Here is a 22,004-nt window from a genome sequence, read left to right as displayed (position 1 = left end):
CTGTCAAGATGTGCCAGAGTTGCCACGTCCGCCCTGTCAGGCCGTACCGTACGGCAGCACAGGTGGGACCAGGTGGGGCAGCGGGAAGGGGCAGCCGGACTTGAGCACGCACGCACCGCAGGCGGCGCAGGCCGTGACGCTGCCCACGACACTCGACGAGGCCGTGGCGGTCCTCACGGCGATGCCCGCCGCCGTGCCCGTCGCGGGCGGCACCGATCTGATGGCCGCCGTCAACTCCGGGCAGCTCAGGCCCGCCGCGCTGGTCGGCCTCGGCAAGATCAGCGAGATCCGCGGCTGGCAGTACCTGGACGGACACGCGCTCCTCGGCGCCGGCCTCACCCACGCGCGTATGGGCCGCCCCGACTTCGCCGCCCTCATCCCGGCGCTCGCCGCCGCCGCGCGCGCGGCCGGACCGCCGCACATCCGCAACGCGGGCACCCTGGGCGGCAACATCGCCTCCGCAGCCCCCACCGGGGACGCGCTGCCGGTGCTCGCCGCGCTGGAGGCCACCCTGGTCGTCGCCGGTCCCGGCGGTGTCCGCCGTGAGGTCCCGGTGTCGCACCTGCTGGCCGGGATGGACCTGTTGCGCCCCGGCGAGCTCATCGGCTTCGTGCGCGTGCCGCTGCTGCACGCGCCCCAGGTCTTCCTCAAGGCGACCGGCCGCACCGGGCCGGGCCGTGCCGTCGCCTCCGTCGCCCTCGTGCTCGACCCCGCCCGCCGCGGGGTGCGCTGCGCGGTGGGCGCCATCGCGCCGATGCCGCTGCGGCCCCTGGACGCCGAGCAGTGGGTGGCGCAGCTCATCGACTGGGACAACAACCGCGCGATCGTGCCCGAGGCACTGAACGCGTTCGGGGAGTACGTCGCCGCGGCCTGCATCCCCGACGCCGCCCCCGGCGAGGACGGCACCGCCGCGCCGCTTCCGCCCGCGGTACTGCATCTGCGGCGCACCGTCGCCGCGCTGGCCCGACGAGCACTGGGGAGGGCGCTGTCGTGACCGACGACCAGCAAGGACAGGGCAGGCCCCCGGGCGGCAGCCGCTGGGACCCGCTGCCGCAGGGCGACTACGACGACGGCGCCACGGCCTTCGTGAACCTCCCCGAGGGCGGCATCGACGCCCTCCTGGACGCCATGGAGAGCCCGCTCGCCGCGCCCGGCCACGGTTATGTGCCGCCGCAGATCACCGTCGACCCGGCGGCCACCGCGGGCACCGACCCGGCGGCCACCGGCACCTGGGGCGTGCCCGGCGCGCCCGTCGACGGCGCCCAGTGGCACGACCCGGCGACGGGCGGGACGCAGGGGGACCGGTTCACGTACAACCCGGGCGCCACCGGGCAGTGGGCCTTCGAGGAGCGCTCCCCGCAGAACCCCGCGCCCGGACAGGACGTCACCGGCCAGTGGTCGATCCCGGTGGCGGACGGCGAGCTGCCGGACGAGTCGGGCGAGTTCACCCAGTCCTCCCTGGTCGAGCAGTGGGGCGGCACCCCGCCGCCCACGCTGCCCGGCGGCGCGGCGGCCCCCTGGGCGCCCCCGCAGGACATCGGCCGCCCGTGGGGCCCCGGCGTCCCCGGAGTCCCGCAGGAGGGCGACGAGCACGGCCCCGTACGGGACGAGCGCGCCCACGACGAGAACCCCGCCCCGCGGCAGCCGCAGGACACGGGCACGTACGGCGGCCGGCCCCTCCCGCACGCGGACGGCCACGCCCAGGCCCCGTACGGCGGAACACCGGCCCAGGGCACGCCCGTACCGCCCGCCGGGCAGGCACCGCGGCAGGACGTCTTCGGCGGGACACCCGCCCAGGGCACGCCCCTGCCGCCCGCCGGGCACGCGCCCGGGCAGGACGTCTTCGGCGGCACGCCCGCCCACGGCACGCCCACGGGCGAGCACGCGTCCGGGCAGCACGACGGGCCGCGGTCGGCCGGTGTGCCCCAGCCGCTGCCCGCCGACTCCTACGCCGGGCAGCCGCGGTGGCCGGCCGGCGCGGAGAGCGCCGAGGGCGCCCCGGACGGCCTCCGGGAGCACCCGCGCCCGGGCGGCCAGGACGCCCCTGAGCCCGCTTCCGGGGCCGCGGACGCCCCGCAGGGCCCCGAGGCCGCCGACGACCCCTCCGAGCCGTCCGACGCCCCCGACGCGGAACCGGTGACGGAGCCCGCCGACGCCCCGGACGCCGCCACGGAGTCCGGCACTTCGGACACCCCGGCCGATCAGGGCGGGCCCGCCCCGGACGCGCCGCACGAGCCGCCCCACGACGACCACCCCCTCGCCTCCTACGTGCTCCGCGTCAACGGCACCGACCGGCCCGTCACCGACGCCTGGATCGGCGAGTCGCTGCTCTACGTGCTGCGCGAGCGCCTCGGTCTCGCCGGGGCCAAGGACGGCTGCTCGCAGGGCGAGTGCGGCGCGTGCAACGTGCAGGTCGACGGCCGTCTCGTCGCGTCCTGCCTGGTCCCCGCCGTCACCGCGGCCGGCACCGAGGTCCGTACCGTCGAGGGCCTGGCGCAGGACGGCCGCCCCTCCGACGTGCAGCGGGCGCTCGCGCGGTGCGGCGCCGTGCAGTGCGGCTTCTGCGTGCCCGGCATGGCGATGACCGTGCACGACCTCCTCGAGGGCAATCCGGCACCCACCGACCTGGAGACCCGCCAGGCCCTGTGCGGCAACCTGTGCCGCTGCTCCGGCTACCGGGGCGTGGTCGACGCGGTCCGGGAGGTCGTCGCCGAACGCGAGGCGCACGCGGCCGAGGACGACGGCGACGGCGACGCCGACACGCCCCGCATCCCGCACCAGGCGGGTCCCGGCGCCGGCGGTGTCAACCCGTCCGCGTTCGGCGTCACCGGACCCGGCGAACCCCATGACCAGCCCTACGGCACGGACGGAGGCCAGGCGTGACCAACGAAGCAGCCACCGCGCAGGCCACGGAGGCCGCCCCCGAGCCGGAACCGCTCCCGCGCGGGCTCGGCGTCTCCCTCCCGGCCGCCGACGCCCGCGCCAAGACCGAGGGCACCTTCCCGTACGCGGCCGACCTGTGGGCCGAGGGCCTGCTGTGGGCGGCCGTGCTCCGCTCACCGCACCCGCACGCGCGCGTCGTGTCCATCGACACCACGCACGCGCGGGAGATGCCCGGCGTCCGCGCGGTCGTCACGCACGAGGACGTCCCCGGCGACCCGCTGCACGGCCGCGGCACCGCCGACCGGCCCGTCTTCGCCTCCGAGGTCGTACGCCACCACGGCGAGCCCCTCGCAGCCGTCGCCGCCGACCACCCCGACACCGCGCGGATGGCGGCCGCCGCCGTCATCGTCGAGTACGAGGTCCTCGACCCGGTCATCGACCCCGAGCAGGCGTTCGAGGCCGAACCGCTGCACCCCGACGGCAATCTGATCCGGCACATCCCGCTGCGCCACGGCGACCCCGACGCGGCCGGTGACGTCGTCGTCGAGGGCCTGTACCGCATCGGCCGCCAGGACCCCGCCCCCATAGGAGCCGAGGCCGGACTCGCCGTGCCCCGCCCGGACGGCGGCGTGGAGCTGTACCTGGCCTCCACCGACCCGCACGGCGACCGGGACACCGCCGCCGCCGCGTTCGGCCTGGAACCCGAACGGGTGAAGGTCGTCGTCACCGGCGTCCCCGGCGCCACCGCCGACCGCGAGGACCGCAGCTTCCAGCTCCCGCTCGGCCTGCTCGCGCTGAAGACCGGCCTCCCGGTGAAGCTCGCCGCCACGCGCGAGGAGTCCTTCCTCGGCCACACCCACCGCCACCCCACCCTGCTGCGCTACCGCCACCACGCCGACGCCGAGGGCCGACTCGTCAAGGTCGAGGCGCAGATCCTGCTCGACGCGGGTGCCTACGCCGACACCTCGTCCGACGCCCTCGCGGCCGCCGTCGCCTTCGCCTGCGGCCCGTACGTCGTCCCCAACGCCTTCATCGAGGGCTGGGCCGTCCGCACCAACAACCCGCCCTCCGGCCATGTGCGCGGCGAGGGCGCCATGCAGGTGTGCGCCGCCTACGAGGCGCAGATGGACAAGCTCGCCAAGAAGCTCGGCGTCGACCCGGCCGAACTGCGCCTGCGCAACGTGATGGCGACCGGCGACGTCCTGCCCACCGGCCAGACGGTGACCTGCCCGGCCCCGGTCGCGGAACTCCTCGAAGCCGTACGGGACTTCCCGCTGCCGCCGCTGCCGAAGGACACTCCCGAGGACGAGTGGCTGCTGCCCGGCGGCCCCGAGGGCGCGGGCGACCCGGGCGCGGTGCGCCGGGGTGTCGGCTACGGCCTCGGCATGGTGCACATGCTCGGCGCGGAGGGCGCGGACGAGGTGTCCACGGCCACCGTGCGCGTCCAGGGCGGCGTCGCGACCGTACTGTGCGCGGCGGTCGAGAACGGGCAGGGGTTCTCCACCCTGGCCCGGCAGATCGTCCAGGAGACCCTCGGCATCGACGAGGTGCACGTGGTGCCCGTCGACACCGACCAGCCCCCGGCCGGCCCCGGCTGCCGGGGCCGGCACACCTGGGTGTCCGGCGGCGCGGTGGAGCGGGCGGCGAAGATGGTCCGCACCCAGCTCCTGCAGCCCCTCGCGCACCAGTTCGGCATGTCCCACGAGCTGCTTCAGATCACCGACGGCAGGATCACCTCGTACGACGGTGTGCTGTCCACCACCGTCACCGAGGCGATGGACGGCAAGGAACTGTGGGCCACCGCCCAGTGCCGCCCGCATCCGACGGAGCCGCTGGACGAGGCCGGACAGGGCGACGCCTTCGTCGGCATGGCGTTCTGCGCCGTCCGCGCGGTGGTCGACGTCGACATCGAGATCGGCTCCGTACGGGTCGTCGAGCTGGCCGTCGCCCAGGACGTGGGGCGGGTGCTCAACCCGGCGCAGCTGGCCGCGCGGATCGAGGCGGGCGTGACCCAGGGACTGGGCGCCGCGCTCACCGAGAACCTGCGCACCCCGCGCGGCCTGGTCCGCCACCCCGACCTGACCGGCTACGCCCTCCCGACCGCCCTCGACGCGCCGGACATCCACATCGTCAAGCTGGTCGAGGAGCGGGACGTGGTCGCGCCGTTCGGCGCGAAGGCCGTCAGCGCGGTACCGGTGGTGACCTCACCGGCGGCGATCGCCTCCGCCGTACGGGCCGCCACGGGCCGTCCGGTCAACCGGCTGCCGATCCGGCCGCAGGCCGCGGTGGTGACCGGCGGCTGAATTCCCCCGGGTGATTCTCGCCGCGGAAGGCAACGCGGACGGCCGCTCAGGCGTCTTGTGTGGTGGGGGCGTTGGATGGCGTCCCCGGGTCCGGGGCGTTGTCAGTGGTGGCGCGTAGTCTTCCGAGAAGTGGGGGACGGCCGCCGGCCCGGAAGGGTCCGGTCCGTCCTGCCCGGGGCGGGGTGTTCGCGGGCCCGGGACCGAGCACACGTATCGCGGGGGAATCATGAGCACGACCGACACCGTTGTCGCGGCGGCGATCACACTCACCGGCGCCGACCTCGATCCCCACATCACGCACGCGTCCACGCGCGGCTGGCTGACCGGCCCCGGACTGCCCGCCGACAGCGGCCTGTTCGGCTTCGCCGAACTCGCCCGGGAGGGCGGCCCGCGCACGGTGCGCGATTCCACCGGCGACCCCGAGGACCGGCTCCCGGCCGAGCTGCGGGACCAGCTCGTCATCGGCGGCATGCTGGGACCGGGCGGACTGGAGACGGAGTCGGTACTGCTCGACGGCGCGACCGGCGAGGTGTCCACGACGTTCTTCCTCCACGACCGCCCCGATCTGATGGACCGCCGCCCGCTCGCCCCGTCCCTGCCGACGCTGGTGCGGTTCGCGGCGGCGACGGACGAACTGGCGGGACTGCGAGGCCAGTTCGCCGCCTACGCGGGCCGGTACGGCACGAAGGCGGTCGCCGAGGCGTCCCGGCAGCTGCTCGCGGTGTTCGAGGAGGGCACGGACGGCGAGCCGGCACCGTTCTGGAAGATGGCCGCGCTGATCAGGCCGCTGGCGCTGATCGCGGGCCCCGGCACGGCATCGGGTCTCGCCCTGGACCTCCCCCGGCGGCTGCTGGACGACGAGTTCGGGCGGGGCGGAGTCGTCCGCTTCGAGGAGGTCGACTTCCCCGGCACGCTCACGCACGAGCCGACCCGCCGCTTTCTGCGCGAGACGGGGCTGCCGGAGGACGGTTTCCTCTTCCAGCTGGACACGGATCTGCCGCTGCGTACGCTCGCGGAGTACTACGCGGACGAGGACTCGCTCGCCGACGCGGGGCTGCCCGCGCGGGCCGAGCGGTTGATCCGGCTGGGGTATCTGGTCGAGGACACCGCGCTGGTCGTCGACGGGGCGTCGGGGGCGGTGTTCAGCTGGAGCGAGAGGGACTGCGTGCTGTCGCCGCTGAACACGGACATCTCGACGCTGGCGTTCACGCTGTGGCTGCTGCATCGGGAGCACGCGATCGACGAGGCGTCGGGGCATGCGCTGACCAGCGACACGTATGACCAGCTGGCGTTGACCATGTTGCAGGTGCTGTCGTCCATCGACCCCACGGGGGCGGGAGCGGACGCGGAGTGGCACTACTGGACGGAGCTGTTCCAGGACGAGGCGGGGGGCGTTCTGTAGCCCCGCGCCCCCTTGGGGCGGGGTGCCGGAGAGCACCCCGCCTCCTCGCGGAGGCCGTGGCGGGAATCGAACCCGCGTAACTCGCTTTGCAGGCGAGTCCCTGAGCCACTCGGGCACACGGCCGTGTCGTGCGGTTTCTCCAGGTCGACCGTAGGGCGGCGTGGGGGTGGGGCTCAAGGGAATCGCGGGGGGCGCAATGGGACTGCCATACGCCGTTCATGAATGACACGGCGGTCCTACGACCAAGGTCCCGGTAGGGACCCCTCCCCCCGACAGGGGTCAAACCGGGGCTTGGCCCTTACTCTGGCGGTCATGACCGCCCCGAACCCGCGTGACACCGATGTCGCCGAGCCCGCCGACGCCCCACCCCTGGAAACCACCTCCGACGAGACCGTGCTGAGCCGCCCCTACCGGGCGCTGAGCATCGGCGTCGTCTCCGTGGTGCTGCTGATCGCCTTCGAGGCGACGGCGGTCGGTACGGCGATGCCGGTGGCCGCGCGGGAGCTCGACGGGGTGTCGCTGTACGCGTTCGCGTTCTCGGGGTACTTCACCACCAGCCTCTTCGGCATGGTGCTGTCCGGCCAGTGGTCCGACCGCCGGGGCCCGCTCTCCCCGTTGGCCTGGGGCATCGCCTCGTTCGCGGTCGGACTGCTGCTCGCCGGGACGGCGGGGGCGATGTGGCTGTTCATTCTGGGGCGGGCCGTACAGGGACTCGGCGGCGGGCTGGTGATCGTCGCGCTGTACGTCATCGTCGGGCGGGCCTACCCGGAGCGGCTGCGGCCGGCCATCATGGCGGCGTTCGCGGCGAGCTGGGTGGTGCCGTCGATCGTCGGCCCGCTGGCCTCCGGCGCGGTGACCGAGCACCTCGGCTGGCGCTGGGTGTTCCTCGGCATACCGGTGCTCGTGGTGTTCCCGCTGGCGCTCGCCCTGCCGCAGATACGGCGCCTGGCGTCCGGCCCGGTGGACGGGGACGCGCCCGCCTCCTTCGACGCCCGCCGTATCCGGCTGGCGCTGGCGATCTCCTTCGGTGCGGGCCTGCTGCAGTACGCCGCCCAGGACCTGCGCTGGCTCTCCCTGCTGCCGGGCGCCCTGGGCGTGGCCCTGCTGGTCCCGGCCGTACTCGGCCTGCTCCCGCGCGGCACCTACCGCGCGGCCCGCGGACTCCCCTCGGTCGTCCTGCTGCGCGGGGTCGCGGCCGGGTCCTTCATCGCGGCGGAGTCCTTCGTCCCGCTGATGCTGGTCACCCAGCGCGGCCTCAGCCCGACGCTGGCCGGTTTCTCCCTCGCGGCCGGCGGCGGCACCTGGGCCCTGGGCTCCTGGGTCCAGTCCAGGCCCCGCCTGGAGCCGTACCGGGAGCGTCTGATGACCCTCGGGATGGTCCTGGTGGCGGCGGCGATCGCGGCGGCCCCCAGTGTGCTGATCCAGTCGGTGCCGGCCTGGACGGTGGCCGTCGCCTGGGCCTTCGGCTGCTTCGGCATGGGTCTGGTGATCTCCTCCACCAGCGTCATGCTGCTCAAGCTCTCGCCGCCCGCGGAGGCCGGCACCAACTCCGCCGCCCTCCAGATCTCCGACGGCCTCTCCAACGTCCTCCTCCTCGCGGCCGGCGGCGCGGCCTTCGCGGCCCTCGGCGGCGGCACGGTGACCCACGCGGCCACACAGGCCACGGGCTCCCACCCGGCCGCCTTCGCGGCGGTGTTCCTGCCGATGGCGGCGGTGGCCCTGGCGGGGGCATGGGTGGCGGGACGGGTCCGGACGGAATCAGCATGACACCGAGTGGTACCACGTAGTACCGTGATGGCATGGCTGGATTGAACCTGCGGTTTACAGACGAAGAGCTCGATGCCCTGCGTGAGCGCGCGGCTGCGGAAGGGCGGAGCATGCAGACCTTCGCGCACGATGCGGTGATCAAGGCCATAAACGAACACTCACGGCTGTTCAATGAGGCGGCCGAGCATGTACTGAAGGCGAGCGCGGAGCTCAACCGGAGGCTCGCCTGATGCACTACCTCACCTTGCCCAAGCTGCTGAACCTTGCGAAAAGGCTCGGGGAGGACGCGGTGCGTGATTACGGACTGCTGGACTCGGCTCTGGCGCGTCCGCAGTCCAGCGTGTTCGGCCAGGACGCGTACCCGGACGTGTGGCAGAAGGCTGCGGCTCTGATGGAGTCCCTCGCCCGTAACCACGCCCTTGTCGACGGAAACAAGCGTCTCGCCTGGTATGCGACCTGGGTTTTCCTGCAGATGAACGGACATCCGCTCGATCCGGATTTCGACGTGGACGAGGCGGAGCGGTTTGTGCTGGACGTCTGTCAGGGGGCACTGGATGTGCCCAAGGTCGCATCCCTGTTGCCACGCTTCGCGCGCTGACTGTGACCTCGGTCCCACCCTTGGGTGGGACGGGCATGTGGCGGCACGGCGGCGGTTCGCGCATCGGTAGGGTGGCCCGTTGTCGTACGCCGCCGAGCCACCCCCATCGGAGATCGTGACTACCACCGCCAGCTCCGCGTCCCACTCGCACCACCTGTCCCCGGCCTTTCCCGGACGTGCCCCCTGGGGTACCGCCGGAAAGCTGCGGGCCTGGCAGCAGGGGGCGATGGAGAAGTACATCCAGACCCAGCCCCGGGACTTCCTGGCGGTCGCCACGCCCGGCGCCGGCAAGACGACCTTCGCGCTGACGCTGGCCTCCTGGCTGCTGCACCACCACGTCGTGCAGCAGGTGACCGTCGTCGCGCCCACCGAGCATCTGAAGAAGCAGTGGGCCGAGGCCGCCGCGCGGATAGGCATCAAGCTCGACCCGGAGTACAGCGCGGGCCCGCTCGGCAAGGAGTACGACGGCGTCGCCGTGACGTACGCCGGTGTCGGCGTGCGCCCCATGCTGCACCGCAACCGGGCCGAGCAGCGCAAGACCCTCGTCATCCTCGACGAGATCCACCACGCCGGTGACTCCAAGTCCTGGGGCGAGGCCTGCCTCGAGGCGTTCGAGCCGGCCACGCGGCGGCTCGCGCTCACCGGCACGCCGTTCCGCTCCGACACCAACCCCATCCCCTTCGTCGCGTACGAGGAGGGTGACGACGGGATCCGGCGGTCCTCCGCCGACTACACGTACGGCTACGGCTCCGCCCTCGCCGACAACGTCGTCCGTCCGGTCATCTTCATGTCGTACAGCGGCAATATGCGCTGGCGCACCAAGGCCGGCGACGAGCTCGAGGCCCGCCTCGGCGAGCCCATGACCAAGGACGCCGTCAGCCAGGCCTGGCGTACCGCGCTGGACCCGCGCGGCGAATGGATGCCGGCCGTGCTGCGCGCCGCCGACCAGCGGCTCACCGAGGTCAGGAAGGCCATCCCGGACGCAGGCGCCCTCGTCATCGCGGCCGACCAGGACTCCGCGCGGGCGTACGCCAAGCTGATCCGCGAGATCACCGGCAGCAAGGCCACCGTCGTCCTGTCCGACGACACCGGCGCGTCGAAGAACATCGACACGTTCAGCGAGAGCACCGACCGCTGGATGGTCGCCGTCCGCATGGTGTCCGAGGGCGTCGACGTGCCGCGCCTCGCGGTCGGCGTGTACGCCACCACCATCTCCACCCCGCTGTTCTTCGCCCAGGCCGTGGGCCGTTTCGTACGGTCCCGGCGGCGCGGCGAGACCGCGTCCGTGTTCCTGCCGACGATCCCGGACCTGCTCGGCTTCGCGGGCGAGATGGAGCGCGAGCGCGACCACGTCCTCGACAAGCCCAAGAAGGAGGGCGAGGAGGACCCGTACGCCGAGTCCGAGAAGGAGATGGAGGAGGCGAACCGGGAGGAGGACGAGGACACCGGCGACCAGGACATGCTGCCCTTCGAGGCACTGGAGTCCGACGCCGTCTTCGACCGGGTGATGTACAACGGCGCCGAGTTCGGCATGCAGGCCCACCCCGGCAGCGACGAGGAGCAGGACTACCTCGGCATCCCCGGCCTCCTCGAACCCGACCAGGTGCAGATGCTGCTGCAGAAGCGGCAGGCCCGGCAGATCGCGCACAGCCGCAAGAAGCCGGACACCGAGGCCGATCTGCTCGAACTGCCCGCCGAGCGGCGGCCCGTGGTCTCCCACAAGGAGATGATGGAACTCCGCAAGAAGCTCAACAACCTCGTCGGCGCGTACGTCCACCAGAGCGGCAAGCCGCACGGCGTCATCCACACCGAGCTGCGCCGCGTCTGCGGCGGCCCGCCCTCCGCCGAGGCCACGGCGGGACAGCTGCGCCAGCGGATCGAGAAGGTGCAGGAGTGGGCCACGCGTATGCGCTGACCTCGCGTGTACGTATGAGGACAAACGGAACCACTTCGCTGTGAGAGTGCCCGGATTCTGGACGGAGCCTTCCGCTCACCGAACCGGCTCGCTACTGTCCCCGCTACGCACACGCCCCGTGGCAGCGCCGCCGCGGAGCGCAGCCGTGAAGCGACTGTGCCCGGACACAGCCGGGCCGCCGGCCGATCGGCGGCCTCTGAAGCGCGTGACCGACGGGACTCGGTGACGCATCTGCCGCGAGGGGACCGCCGACCTCACCACTAAGGAGTGGGCGTCGTGACCGCGGAGACCTCTCAGACGCTCGACCGGGGACTGCGCGTCCTCAAACTGCTGGCCGACACGGACCACGGGCTGACCGTCACCGAGCTATCCCACAAACTGGGCGTGAACCGGACCGTCGTCTACCGGTTGCTCGCCACGCTGGAGCAGCATGCCCTCGTACGACGTGACCTGGGCGGACGGGCCCGGGTCGGGCTGGGAGTGCTGAGGCTGGGCCGTCAGGTGCACCCGCTGGTACGGGAGGCCGCGATGCCGGCGCTGCGGTCGCTGGCGGAGGACATCGGGGCGACCGCGCATCTGACGCTGGTGGACGGGTCGGAGGCGTTGGCGGTGGCGGTGGTGGAGCCGTCGTGGACGGACTACCACGTGGCGTACCGGACGGGGTTCCGGCATCCGCTGGACCGGGGGGCCGCGGGCAAGGCGATCCTCTCCGCCCGGCAGCGGGGGGCGGACGAGCCGGGGTACACGCTGACGCACGGCGAGCTGGAGGCGGGCGCGTGCGGGGCGGCCGCGCCGCTGCTGGGGGTGACGGGGGTGGAGGGCAGCGTCGGCGTGGTCATGCTGTCGGAAGTCGTCCCGGAACGGGTCGGCACACGCGTCATGGACGCGGCGCGAGAGGTCGCGGAAGCCCTGCGCTGACCCTTCACCGGCGCGTGTGCGGGCGCGGCACGCGCCGACATCCACGCGTGCCGCGCCCGCACTCCGCCGCCGATCCGCGGGCAGGCGTCCCCGCCCCTCCGCGGGCAGGCGTCCCCGCCCATCCGCGGGCAGGCGTGCCGCAGGGCGGCACGGGTGGGCGCGACGGCACCCCGTCAGCGCCGGGCCGCGCGACTCCCCCCGTCCCGCACCCACACCGTTGACCCGTGCGACGCAGGGCTGGGTTCACTCGCCGGCGCTCGCCGGGTGCCGCTGCGCCCACCCGTGCCGCCCCAGCGGCACGACTGCCCGCAGCTGCGGGGGAGTGCGGGGCTGGGTTCACTCGCCGGCGTTTGCCGGGTGCCGCTGCGCCCACCCGTGCCGCCCCAGCGGCACGACTGCCCGCAGCGGCGGCGGAGTGCGGGGGTGGGTTCACTCGCCGGCGTTTGCCGGGTGCCGTTGCCGCCCCTGCGGCGCGACTGCCCGCGGCTGCGGGGGACGGTGGCACGTTAGATTGGGGGCGTGTTCTCCCGTCTCTCGCGTTCGCAGGCCCTCGCCGTGCTCGGTGTTCCCGTCGTGGCCCTGCTGGCCACCGCCGGCTTCGCCCCGCTGCCCTTCTCCGTCGCGCAGCCCGGGCTGACCGCGAACGTCCTCGGCGAGAACAAGGGGACGCAGGTCATCACGATCACCGGCGCCCCCGTCAGGAAGACCAGCGGGCAGCTTCGGATGACCACCATCGAGGCCACCTCCCCGGACACCCACGTCGACCTCCCCGACGTCATCGACAGCTGGTTCAGCACAAAGCAGGCGGTCATGCCCCGCGACTCCGTCTACCCGAGCGGCGACAGCGTCAAGGAGATCGAGCAGTACAACCGCGCCCAGATGAAGGAGTCCCAGGACGAGGCGACCCGCGCCGCGCTGCACTACCTCGACCGCGAGGACGACGACATCGAGGTCACCCTCGAGCTCGCCGACGTGGGCGGCCCCAGCGCCGGCCTGCTCTTCTCCCTCGGCATCGTCGACAAGCTGAACGGCGACGGCAGCGGCGGCGACCTCACCGGCGGCCGCGTCATCGCCGGCACGGGCACGATCGACGCGAACGGCACCGTGGGCGCGGTCGGCGGCGTACCCCTCAAGACACAGGCGGCCAGGCGCGACGGCGCCACCGTCTTTCTGGTCCCGAAGGACGAGTGCTCCGACGCGCGGGCCGAACTCCCCGACGGCCTGCGCCTGATCCCGGTCACCACCCTCGAGAGCGCCGTCGACGCCCTCGTGTCCCTGGAGAACGGCAAGGGCCAAGTCCCCAGCTGCTAGCTAGCCCTTCTTGACGAACCCCTCGTCCACCATCCAGTCCAGCGCCACCTGGTGCGGATCCTCCCCGTCGACGTCCACCTTCGCGTTGAGGTCCTGCGCCACCGTGTTGTCGAGCTTCGCCGTCACCGGCGCCAGTACCTCCGCGATGGCCGGCCACTTCTCGAACGTGTCCGAGTTGACCGTCGGCGCCGCGTTGTAGTTGGGGAAGAACTTCCTGTCGTCCTCCATCACCACCAGGTTCATGGACTTGATGCGCCCGTCGGTGGTGAAGACCTCGCCGTACGTACAGGCGCCCTTGGCGGTCTGGGTGTAGATGATCCCGGTGTCCATCTGCGTGACGTTGCCCGCCGGGATGTTCATGCCGTACGCCTTCTCCATGCCCGGCAGCCCGTCCGCCCGGTTGGCGAACTCGCCCTCCACGCAGAGCGTCACCGCCCCCGGATCGGACTTCGCCAGCTCGGCCACCTCGGACAGGGTCCGCGTACGGTACTTCTTGTAGTTCGCCTGGTTCATGGCGAGGGCGTACGTGTTGTTCAGCCGCGACGGCGCCAGCCAGGTCACCCCGTTCCTCACATCCGCGTCCCGCACCGCCTCCCACTGCTCGCGCGGGTCCGGGATCGGCTTGCTGTTGCCCTGGTACGTGATCCAGGCCGTGCCCGTGTACTCGAACCCGGCGTCCGCCTCCCCCTTGACGACCGCCTCCCGGGAGCCCACGGACCCCTGGATGCCGGTCCGGTCGACGACCTCCGCACCGGCCGCCTGGAAGGCGATGCCCATGATCGCGCCGAGGATCAGCTGCTCGGTGAACTCCTTGGAGGTGACGTTGAGTTTCGCGCCCTCCAGCGGTTTCCCCCGGCCCACGGAACCGGGTTCCACATCGTCGACCATGGGGGAGCCGCTGGTCAGCCCGCAGCCGGCGGCCGCCAGCAGCAGCGCCCCGGCGAGCAGCGGACACAGACGTCGTCTCATGCCCCCGCCTCCAGCCCGCGCGGCCGCAGCAGCAGCTCCGCCAGCGACGCCAGCCAGTCCACCAGCAGCGCGAGCGCGACCGTGAGGACCGAGCCCACGATCAGTACCGGCATCCGCTGGCTGGTGATCCCGGTGGTGATCAGCACGCCCAGTCCGCCGCCCCCGCCGAAGGTCGCCAGCGTGGCCGTGCCGACGTTCAGGACGAGCGCCGTGCGCACACCGGCGAGGATGAGGGGCACGGCGAGCGGCAGTTCCACGCGCGTGAGCACGCCCATCGGGGACATGCCGATGCCGCGCGCCGCCTCCAGCAGCGTCGGGTCGTTGGCCCGCAGCCCGGCGATGGTGTTGGAGAGCACCGGCAGGATGGCGTAGGCGATGATGCCGATCAGGGCGGCCCTGCGGCCGATGCCCAGCCAGATCACCAGCAGCGCCAGCAGACCGATCGCCGGGGTGGCCTGCCCCATGTTGGCGAGGGCCATGGCCGCCGGGGTGGCCTTGCGGAACATCCGGCGGGTCAGCAGGATGCCCAGCGGGATCGCGATGATCAGCACGAAGAACGTCGAGATCACGGTGAGTTCGATGTGCTGCCACAGCGCCTTGGACACCTGCCCGTTCGACAGCGCGTTCCGGGTCAGCGCGTCGAGGTCGGCCTGCTCGAACCACAGCCAGGTCACCAGCAGCAGGACGATCAGCGCGACGGGCAGGAACGTCAGCTTCCGCCAGGTCACCCGGGGCGGCGAGACCGGGGCGGGGGCCGCGGCCTCCTCGTCCGACGACCCGCCGCCGTCGTCCCGGAAGACATGCCCCCGCACCTCGTGCTCACCGTCGGGCCGCCACGCGGACGAGCCGGACCGGCCGGAGGAGCCGGGCGTGGCCGCCCTCACGCCTTCTCCTCCCCGCCGAAGCCCTCCTGCTCCGCGTGGGTCTGCGCGGACCGGTGCTCCTGCAGGTCGTGTTGGGCGTCCATCGCCTCCAGCCGGTCCGCCTCGAGGAGTTCGTGCACGGAGTTCATCAGCGTCTCCACGTCCACGACACCCTCGTACGCCCCCCGCCGCCCGGTGACGGCGACCCGCCCCGTGTTGTCGGTGAGCACCGCCTCCAGCGCGTCCCGCAGGGTCGCGTCCCGCGTCACCGTGTCGTGCACCAGCGTGCCCGCGCGAGCCAGCGAACCCTTCGCGCGCATCATGTCGCCGCGCCGCAGCCACTTGTAGGGACGGCCCCGCTTGTCGAGCAGCAGGATCTCGTTGTGACCGCCGGCGCGCAGCCGGTCGAAGATCTGCTGGATCGGGTCGTCGACGGACACCGTCGGATAGTCGGTGATCTCCACGTCCCGCACCCGGGTGAGGTTGAGCCGCTTCAGCGCGGCCCCGGCGCCCACGAAACCGGACACGAAGTCGTCGGCGGGGTTGGTGAGGATCGCCTCCGGCGTGTCGAACTGGGCGATGTGGGAGCGCTCGCGCAGCACCGCGATCCGGTCGCCGATCTTGATCGCCTCGTCGAAGTCGTGGGTGACGAAGACGATCGTCTTGTGCAGCTCCCGCTGGAGCCGGATCAGCTCGTCCTGGAGGTGGTCCCGGGTGATCGGGTCGACCGCGCCGAACGGCTCGTCCATCAGCAGCACCGGCGGATCCGCCGCCAGCGCCCGCGCCACGCCCACCCGCTGCTGCTGACCGCCGGACAGCTGGCGCGGATAGCGGCCGTGGAACTCGCCGGGGTCCAGACCGACCAGGTCCAGCATCTCCTCCACCCGGTCCCGCACCCGGGCCGCCGGCCAGCGCAGCATCCTCGGCACCAGCGCGATGTTCTGCGCCACCGTCATGTGCGGGAAGAGCCCGCTCGCCTGGATCGCGTACCCGATCTTGCGGCGCAGCCGTACCGGATCCATGTCGGTGACGTCCTCGCCGCCGATCCGGATCCGGCCGCCCGTCGGCTCGATCAGCCGGTTGATCATCTTCAGGGTGGTGGACTTCCCGCAGCCCGAGGGGCCGACGAAGACCACCGTCTCGCCCGCGCTGATGTCCATGCTGACGTCGTCGACGGCCGGCAGCGCGCTGCCCGGGTACCGCTTGGTCAGCCCTTCCAGCTCGATGGTCGCCCCGACCGACCCGGACTCCTTCCCGGGTGCGTCGGCCTCGGACACGGATCGGTCAGGCACGGATCCCCCTGGAAATGGTCAGCCGCCCGATCAGGACGTACGCGGCGTCGAACAGCAGGGCCAGGATGATGATCCCGAGGGTGCCCGCGAGCACCTGGTTCAGCGCGTTCTTGCTGCCCAGCGAGGCGATCCCGCGGAAGATCAGGTTGCCGAGCCCGGGCCCGGAGGCGTACGCGGCGATGGCGGCGATGCCCATCAGCATCTGCGTGGAGACCCGGATCCCGGTCAGGATCGGCGGCCACGCCAGCGGCAGCTCGACGCGCGCCAGCCGCGCCGCCCGCGACATCCCGATCCCCTTGGCCGCGTCCACCAGCGACGGATCGACCCCGCGCAGTCCCACGATCGCGTTCCGCACGATCGGCAGCAGCCCGTACAGCGTCAGCGCGATCACCGTCGGCGGCACGCCCAGCCCCACGACGGGGATCAGCAGACCGATCATGGCCAGCGCCGGGATGGTCAGCAGGGTGGCGGTGGTGGTCGTGGCGAGGTTCCCCGCCCACTCGCTGCGATAGGTGACCACCCCGATCAGCACCCCGATCAGCGTCGCCACCACCATGCACTGGAAGACCACGCTGGCGTGCTGGTAGGCGTCGGTGAGCAGTTGCTGATGGCGGCTGCCCAGGTACTCCCAGAAGTTCACGTCCGCTCACTCCAGGTCGGTTCACTCGCCGAGCGCGGCCTGCTCCACCAGCGGGATGATCCGCAGCGGAACGGGGTTCTCCATGACGATCGCCGTGGAGGCCCGCACGATGCCATCAAAACCGACGACACGGTCGATCACCCGCTGAAGATCGGCGTTGGAACGCGCCACCAGCCGGCACAGCATGTCCCCGGTGCCGGTGGTGGTGTGCAGCTCCAGCACCTCGGGAACGGTCGCCAAGTGGGCCCGTACGTCGGCCCCTTGACCCTGTCTGATCTGCAGCGTGGCGAACGCCGTGACCGGGTAGCCGAGGGCCGCCGGATCCACCTGGGGGCCGAATCCGCGGATGACTCCGTTCGACTGAAGCCGGTCGAGGCGGGCCTGCACGGTGCCGCGCGCCACGCCCAGCCGCCGGGACATCTCCAGCACCCCGATGCGCGGCTCCCGCGCGAGCAGCAGGATGATCCGCCCGTCCAGATGATCGATCGCCATACGGTCCTCCCCGATGGTCAGCCTGTACGGAAAGCCCGCCGATACAGGCGTACGACTGAACACATTGCCCAGTGAACAGCCGAACTATTGCGCACCTTGCGGTACTGGCCCACGCTGCCCCTATGACGCAGACCACACACCACACTCCCGAAGCGACCGCCCGGCAGGCCGACCCCTTCCCGGTCAAGGGAATGGACGCGGTCGTCTTCGCCGTGGGCAACGCCAAGCAGGCGGCGCACTACTACTCCACCGCCTTCGGCATGAAGCTGGTCGCCTACTCCGGACCGGAGAACGGCAGCCGCGAGACCGCGAGCTACGTCCTGGAGAGCGGCTCCGCCCGCTTCGTGTTCACCTCGGTGATCAAGCAGGCCACGGAATGGGGCACCTTCCTCGCCGACCATGTGAGCGCGCACGGCGACGGCGTCGTCGACCTCGCCATCGAGGTCCCGGACGCCCGCGCCGCGTACGCCTACGCCATGGAGCACGGCGCCCGCTCCGTCGCCGAGCCGTACGAGCTGAAGGACGAGCACGGCACGGTCGTCCTCGCGGCGATCGCCACCTACGGCAGGACGCGGCACACCCTCGTCGAGCGCGGCGGCTACGACGGGCCGTACCTGCCCGGGTACGCCGCCGCCGACCCGATCGTCGCACCGCCGGAGCGGCGCACCTTCCAGGCGGTCGACCACTGTGTCGGCAACGTCGAGCTCGGGCGGATGAACGAGTGGGTGGAGTTCTACAACAAGGTCATGGGCTTCACGAACATGAAGGAGTTCGTGGGCGACGACATCGCGACCGAGTACAGCGCGCTGATGTCGAAGGTGGTCGCCGACGGGACGCTGAAGGTGAAGTTCCCGATCAACGAGCCGGCGATCGCGAAGAAGAAGTCGCAGATCGACGAGTACCTGGAGTTCTACGGCGGTGCGGGCGTGCAGCACATCGCGCTGAACACGAACGACATCGTGGAGACGGTGCGGTGGATGCGGGCGTCGGGGGTGCAGTTCCTGGACACGCCGGACTCGTACTACGACACGCTCGGGGAGTGGGCGGGGGAGACGCGGGTGCCGGTGGACACGCTGCGTGAGCTGAAGATCCTGGTGGACCGGGACGAGGACGGCTATCTGCTGCAGATCTTCACGAAGCCGGTCCAGGACCGGCCGACGGTCTTCTTCGAGCTGATCGAACGCCACGGCTCGATGGGCTTCGGCAAGGGCAACTTCAAGGCGCTCTTCGAGGCCATCGAACGCGAACAGGAAAAGCGCGGCAACCTGTAGCCCGTAGCCCGCTTAGCTGCGGGCAGTCGTGCCGCTGGGGCGGCACGGGTGGGCGCAGCGGCACCCCTCCAGCGGGGCGAGCGCACCCCCACCCCCGCCCAGCAGTCACCCGGGGTGACGGCTGAGCGGGGGACATCGCGCGGCCCGGCGCTTACGGGGTGCCGTCGCGCCCACCCGTGCCGCCCTGCGGCACGCCTGCCCGCGGAGTGCGGAGGACAGCGCCAGTCACGCGGCGCGCGGAGTGCGGAGGGCAGCGCCAGTCACGCGGGGCGCGGAGCGGCGGCGGCAGGCGCGCGGCACGCGGAGAGCGGCAGGCACGCCTGCCCGCGGACCGGCGGCAGGCGTGCGCGTGGGCGCGGGGGTTCACAGTCGTGGGTGGGGGTGCGACGCTGTGATCATGAGCCGTATCGAAGCGCTACGCGATGAAGACACGGTGCCCCTGGTGGGCCGGCTCCTCGACGGCCTGCCCCGCGAAGCCGTCCTCACCGACCCCGACATCACCGCCTCCTACGCCCACGACATGGCGAGCTTCTGCCCGGCCGGCACCCCCGCCGTCGTGGTCCTGCCGCGCACCGTCGAACACGTCCAGCACGTCATGCGCACCGCCACCGAACTGGACGTCCCCGTCGTCCCCCAGGGCGCCCGCACCGGCCTGTCCGGCGCCGCCAACGCCACCGACGGCTGCGTCGTGCTCTCCCTGACCAGGATGGACCGCATCCTGGAGATCAGCCCGGTCGACCGGATCGCGGTCGTCGAACCAGGCGTCGTCAACGCCACCCTCTCCCGCGCCGTCGGCGAACACGGCCTGTACTACCCGCCGGACCCCTCCAGCTGGGAGACCTGCACCATCGGCGGCAACATCGGCACCGCGTCCGGCGGCCTGTGCTGCGTGAAGTACGGCGTGACCGCCGAGTACGTCCTCGGCCTGGACGTCGTCCTCGCCGACGGCCGGCTGATGTCCACCGGCCGCCGCACCGCCAAGGGCGTCGCCGGCTACGACCTGACCCGTCTGTTCGTCGGCTCCGAGGGCTCCCTCGGCATCGTCGTCCGCGCGGTCCTCGCCCTGCGCCCCAAGCCGCCCGAGCAACTGGTGCTGGCCGCCGAGTTCGCCTCCGGCGCCGCCGCCTGCGACGCCGTGTGCCGGATCATGGAGGGCGGGCACGTCCCCTCCCTCCTCGAACTCATGGACCGTACGACGGTCAAGGCGGTCAACGACATGGCCCGCATGGGCCTCCCGGAGTCCACCGAGGCCCTGCTGCTCGCCGCCTTCGACACCACCGACCCCGCCGCCGACCTCGCCGCCCTCGGCGCGCTCTGCGAGGCCGCCGGCGCCACCCAGGTCGTCCCCGCCGAGGACGCCGCCGAGTCCGAACTGCTGCTCCAGGCACGGCGGATGTCCCTGGTCGCCCTCGAAGCCGTCAAGGGCACCACGATGATCGACGACGTGTGCGTGCCCCGCTCCAGGCTGGGCGAACTCATCGACGGCGTCGAGCGGATCTCGGAGAAGTACGGGCTCACCATCGGCGTCGTCGCCCACGCCGGCGACGGCAACACCCACCCGACGGTCTGCTTCGACGCCTCCGACCCCGATGAGTCGCGGCGGGCCCGCGAGTCGTTCGATGAGATTATGGCGCTCGGCCTGGAACTCGGCGGCACCATCACCGGCGAACACGGCGTCGGCGTGCTGAAGAAGGAGTGGCTGGCGCGTGAGATCGGCCCCGTCGGGCTGGAGATGCAGCGGGCCGTGAAGCAGGTCTTCGACCCGCGGGGCATTCTCAACCCCGGCAAGCTCTTCTGAACGAGAACGTGCCCGAAACGGGTGGGGTCCGGCCGGACGGGCGGTCAGGTCCCCGCTCGTCTGATAGATGTGGTTCCCTCCGACCCACCCCTCGAGCAGATACGGGACGACGGACATGAGCGCCCCAACCCCGGCCCCCGGCGACGACAGGCCCCGCGAAGGGTATTACCCGGACCCCTCCATTCCCGGATACGTCCGGTACTGGAACGGTGCCTCCTGGGTACCGGGCACGAGCCGTCCGGCGCCCAAGGACGGCGAGCCGCTCGCCTCACCGGGCGGCGCGGGACCGGCCCGGCCCGCCGTCGAGGAGACCGGCCCGCACTTCTTCGACGAGGACCCGGCCGAGGCACCGTCCCCGGCCTTCCCGGCCCCGGCCTCCGAGCCCGCCGTCTCCCCGGCCGAGGCACAGCACGGCAGCCGGCCGGAACCCGCCTCGGCCTGGGGCGCCGACCGCTCCCACCAGACCGGCTTCGGCGGCGACCAGGACCGCAAGGTCTCCTGGGGCGCCGACCCGAGAATCCCGCACACGGCGGCGCCGGCGCCGGCGCCCGCTCCGCAGACCGCGGACACCCCGGACGGGGAGGCGGAGGCCGCCTCCGGCAGCACCTTCGTCTTCCGCCGCCCGGCCGGGCAGTCCCGGCAGGAGCCCGCCGCCGCCACGGACGACGGCACGATGACCTTCCGCGCCGTGCCCCCGCGCACGGGCGAGCCCGGCACCGGAACCGCCGCCCCCGGGCGGCCCGGTTTCGGCGCCGGCAAGGCGGCGGCCGCCCGGGCAGCGGCGGCGGCAGCCGCGACGCCGTCCGCCCCGCAGCAGGCCACCGCCCCCGCCGTCCCCCCGCAGGCGGCGGCCGCCCAGCCCGCCGCCGCGCCCCTCGCGAGCGGCCCCGGGGGCGGCCAGTCCTCCTGGGCACAGCAGGTGCACCGGCTGGCGGGCGACGGGGAAGCGCCCGTCGCGCCCTGGAAGCCCCCGGTCGACGACGTGTTCCAGGCCGCCGCCCGCCGCCAGGCGGCGGCCCGCCCCGCCCCGCTGGGCAAGCGGCTGGCCGCCCGGCTGCTGGACACCGTCGTCCTCGGCGCCGTCACCGCCCTCGCCGCCGTCCCGCTCGGCACACGGGCCATGGACCACATCGACGCGAAGATCGAGGCGGCCAAGCAGTCCGGCCGGACCGTCACCGTCTGGCTCCTCGACGGCACCACCGCCGTCCACCTCGGCATCGTCCTCGCCGTCCTCCTCCTCGCCGGTGTCCTCCTCGAGGTGCTGCCCACCGTCAAGTGGGGCCGCACCCTGGGCAAGAGGCTGCTGGGCATCGAGGTACGGGACATCGAGGGGCACGACGCGCCGTCGTTCGCCGCGGCCCTGCGCCGCTGGCTGGTCTACAGCGTGCCCGGACTGCTCGTGATCGGCGTCGTCGGCGTCGTATGGTGCCTGTTCGACAAGCCGTGGCACCAGTGCTGGCACGACAAGGCGGCGCACACGTTCGTCGCCGCCTGACCCGGCGTCACCCGGACCGCCGCCCCTTCGTACGGCCGCTACTCCGGACGGCCGCTCGCCGGATGCGGCGGCCGGGGGTTCACGGTC

Annotated in this window: 18 protein-coding genes and 1 tRNA gene; 13 read left to right on the top strand and 6 right to left on the bottom strand. The window is 72.8% G+C overall.

The features are described 5' to 3' along the window. Nucleotides 1–100 precede the first annotated feature (100 nt). The 4 genes from IF28_RS0125850 (at nt 101) to IF28_RS0125835 (ending at nt 6,588) form a co-directional block, all read left to right on the top strand. Entirely contained in the window at nt 101–994 is an 894-nt protein-coding gene (locus tag IF28_RS0125850) for an FAD binding domain-containing protein (RefSeq protein ID WP_030224829.1), read from the top strand. Then, entirely contained in the window at nt 991–2,883 is a 1,893-nt protein-coding gene (locus IF28_RS0125845) for a 2Fe-2S iron-sulfur cluster-binding protein (RefSeq protein WP_030224826.1), read from the top strand. The genes IF28_RS0125850 and IF28_RS0125845 overlap by 4 nt, the downstream gene beginning before the upstream one ends. Continuing rightward, nucleotides 2,880–5,186: a xanthine dehydrogenase family protein molybdopterin-binding subunit gene (locus IF28_RS0125840; RefSeq protein WP_030224822.1), complete on the top strand. Its 2,307-nt coding sequence runs from the start codon at nt 2,880–2,882 to the stop codon at nt 5,184–5,186. Before IF28_RS0125845 ends, IF28_RS0125840 begins: the two co-directional genes overlap by 4 nt. A 226-nt stretch (nt 5,187–5,412) precedes the next feature. Continuing rightward, on the top strand, nt 5,413–6,588 hold the full coding sequence (locus IF28_RS0125835) for an SUKH-4 family immunity protein (RefSeq protein ID WP_030224821.1): 1,176 nt from the start codon (nt 5,413–5,415) through the stop codon (nt 6,586–6,588). 51 nt (nt 6,589–6,639) lie between these two features. Here IF28_RS0125835 and IF28_RS0125830 read toward each other — a convergent pair. Next, nucleotides 6,640–6,711, bottom strand: a tRNA-Cys gene (locus IF28_RS0125830). Nucleotides 6,712–6,900: 189 nt separating this feature from the next. Between IF28_RS0125830 and IF28_RS0125825 the strand changes: the two genes are divergently transcribed. From IF28_RS0125825 to IF28_RS0125800, 6 genes are all read left to right on the top strand, one after another. After that, nucleotides 6,901–8,355: an MFS transporter gene (locus IF28_RS0125825; RefSeq protein ID WP_030224820.1), complete on the top strand. Its 1,455-nt coding sequence runs from the start codon at nt 6,901–6,903 to the stop codon at nt 8,353–8,355. A gap of 32 nt (nt 8,356–8,387) precedes the next feature. Continuing rightward, a complete protein-coding gene (locus IF28_RS0125820) occupies nt 8,388–8,585 on the top strand; it encodes a hypothetical protein (protein ID WP_030224818.1) in 198 nt (65 codons plus the stop codon). Next, nucleotides 8,585–8,953, top strand: a complete 369-nt coding sequence (locus IF28_RS0125815; RefSeq protein WP_030224817.1) for a type II toxin-antitoxin system death-on-curing family toxin — start codon at nt 8,585–8,587, stop codon at nt 8,951–8,953. The genes IF28_RS0125820 and IF28_RS0125815 overlap by 1 nt, the downstream gene beginning before the upstream one ends. A gap of 115 nt (nt 8,954–9,068) precedes the next feature. Then, on the top strand, nt 9,069–10,868 hold the full coding sequence (locus IF28_RS0125810; RefSeq protein ID WP_030224814.1) for a DEAD/DEAH box helicase: 1,800 nt from the start codon (nt 9,069–9,071) through the stop codon (nt 10,866–10,868). Between the two features lie 276 nt (nt 10,869–11,144). Beyond that, nucleotides 11,145–11,786 (top strand): IclR family transcriptional regulator, encoded by a 642-nt coding sequence (locus IF28_RS0125805; RefSeq protein WP_030224812.1) that lies wholly within the window; start codon nt 11,145–11,147, stop codon nt 11,784–11,786. Between the two features lie 519 nt (nt 11,787–12,305). Beyond that, nucleotides 12,306–13,097 (top strand): PDZ domain-containing protein, encoded by a 792-nt coding sequence (locus tag IF28_RS0125800; RefSeq protein WP_030224810.1) that lies wholly within the window; start codon nt 12,306–12,308, stop codon nt 13,095–13,097. Here IF28_RS0125800 and IF28_RS0125795 read toward each other — a convergent pair whose 3' ends face one another. Genes IF28_RS0125795 through IF28_RS0125775 form a run of 5 tightly spaced genes read right to left on the bottom strand, consistent with a single transcriptional unit; the run spans nt 13,098 to nt 17,353 of the window. Continuing rightward, complete coding sequence (locus tag IF28_RS0125795) at nt 13,098–14,066, bottom strand: glycine betaine ABC transporter substrate-binding protein (RefSeq protein WP_030224808.1); 969 nt, start codon at nt 14,064–14,066, stop codon at nt 13,098–13,100. Continuing rightward, nucleotides 14,063–14,950, bottom strand: coding sequence for an ABC transporter permease (locus tag IF28_RS0125790; protein WP_030224806.1), 888 nt, complete (start codon nt 14,948–14,950; stop codon nt 14,063–14,065). Before IF28_RS0125790 ends, IF28_RS0125795 begins: the two co-directional genes overlap by 4 nt. Continuing rightward, a complete protein-coding gene (locus IF28_RS0125785; protein WP_078621417.1) occupies nt 14,947–16,221 on the bottom strand; it encodes an ABC transporter ATP-binding protein in 1,275 nt (424 codons plus the stop codon). Before IF28_RS0125785 ends, IF28_RS0125790 begins: the two co-directional genes overlap by 4 nt. Then, nucleotides 16,214–16,861 (bottom strand): ABC transporter permease, encoded by a 648-nt coding sequence (locus tag IF28_RS0125780; protein WP_030224798.1) that lies wholly within the window; start codon nt 16,859–16,861, stop codon nt 16,214–16,216. The genes IF28_RS0125785 and IF28_RS0125780 overlap by 8 nt, the downstream gene beginning before the upstream one ends. Before the next feature lie 21 nt (nt 16,862–16,882). Continuing rightward, complete coding sequence (locus IF28_RS0125775) at nt 16,883–17,353, bottom strand: Lrp/AsnC family transcriptional regulator (protein ID WP_006134418.1); 471 nt, start codon at nt 17,351–17,353, stop codon at nt 16,883–16,885. 122 nt (nt 17,354–17,475) lie between these two features. On the opposite strand from IF28_RS0125775, the gene hppD reads away from it, so the two are divergent. The 3 genes from hppD to IF28_RS0125760 all read left to right on the top strand — a co-directional run bounded on the left by hppD (nt 17,476) and on the right by IF28_RS0125760 (nt 21,917). After that, nucleotides 17,476–18,624 carry a 4-hydroxyphenylpyruvate dioxygenase gene (gene hppD, locus IF28_RS0125770; RefSeq protein WP_030224793.1) on the top strand — a complete coding sequence of 383 codons (1,149 nt, stop codon included), beginning with the start codon at nt 17,476–17,478 and terminating at the stop codon, nt 18,622–18,624. Between the two features lie 391 nt (nt 18,625–19,015). After that, entirely contained in the window at nt 19,016–20,422 is a 1,407-nt protein-coding gene (locus IF28_RS0125765; RefSeq protein WP_030224791.1) for an FAD-binding oxidoreductase, read from the top strand. A 115-nt stretch (nt 20,423–20,537) separates the two neighbouring features. Beyond that, nucleotides 20,538–21,917, top strand: a complete 1,380-nt coding sequence (locus IF28_RS0125760; RefSeq protein ID WP_030224786.1) for an RDD family protein — start codon at nt 20,538–20,540, stop codon at nt 21,915–21,917. The last annotated feature ends 87 nt before the right edge of the window (nt 21,918–22,004 follow it).

Source organism: Streptomyces sp. NRRL WC-3626 (genome assembly GCF_000718785.1).
Lineage (GTDB): Bacteria > Actinomycetota > Actinomycetes > Streptomycetales > Streptomycetaceae > Streptomyces > Streptomyces edwardsiae.
The sequence above is the reverse complement of the archived record's forward strand: the minus strand, read 5'-3'. Positions and strand labels throughout refer to the sequence as shown.

Bases quoted from the DNA above. Each gene is read 5' to 3' on its own strand.
- IF28_RS0125835 (WP_030224821.1), top strand. From the start codon at position 5,413: ATGAGCACGACCGACACCGTTGTCGCGGCGGCGATCACACTCACCGGC.
- IF28_RS0125825 (WP_030224820.1), top strand. From the start codon at position 6,901: ATGACCGCCCCGAACCCGCGTGACACCGATGTCGCCGAGCCCGCCGAC.
- hppD (WP_030224793.1), top strand. From the start codon at position 17,476: ATGACGCAGACCACACACCACACTCCCGAAGCGACCGCCCGGCAGGCC.
- IF28_RS0125815 (WP_030224817.1), top strand. From the start codon at position 8,585: ATGCACTACCTCACCTTGCCCAAGCTGCTGAACCTTGCGAAAAGGCTC.
- IF28_RS0125775 (WP_006134418.1), bottom strand. From the start codon at position 17,353: ATGGCGATCGATCATCTGGACGGGCGGATCATCCTGCTGCTCGCGCGG.
- IF28_RS0125760 (WP_030224786.1), top strand. From the start codon at position 20,538: ATGAGCGCCCCAACCCCGGCCCCCGGCGACGACAGGCCCCGCGAAGGG.
- IF28_RS0125795 (WP_030224808.1), bottom strand. From the start codon at position 14,066: ATGAGACGACGTCTGTGTCCGCTGCTCGCCGGGGCGCTGCTGCTGGCG.
- IF28_RS0125820 (WP_030224818.1), top strand. From the start codon at position 8,388: ATGGCTGGATTGAACCTGCGGTTTACAGACGAAGAGCTCGATGCCCTG.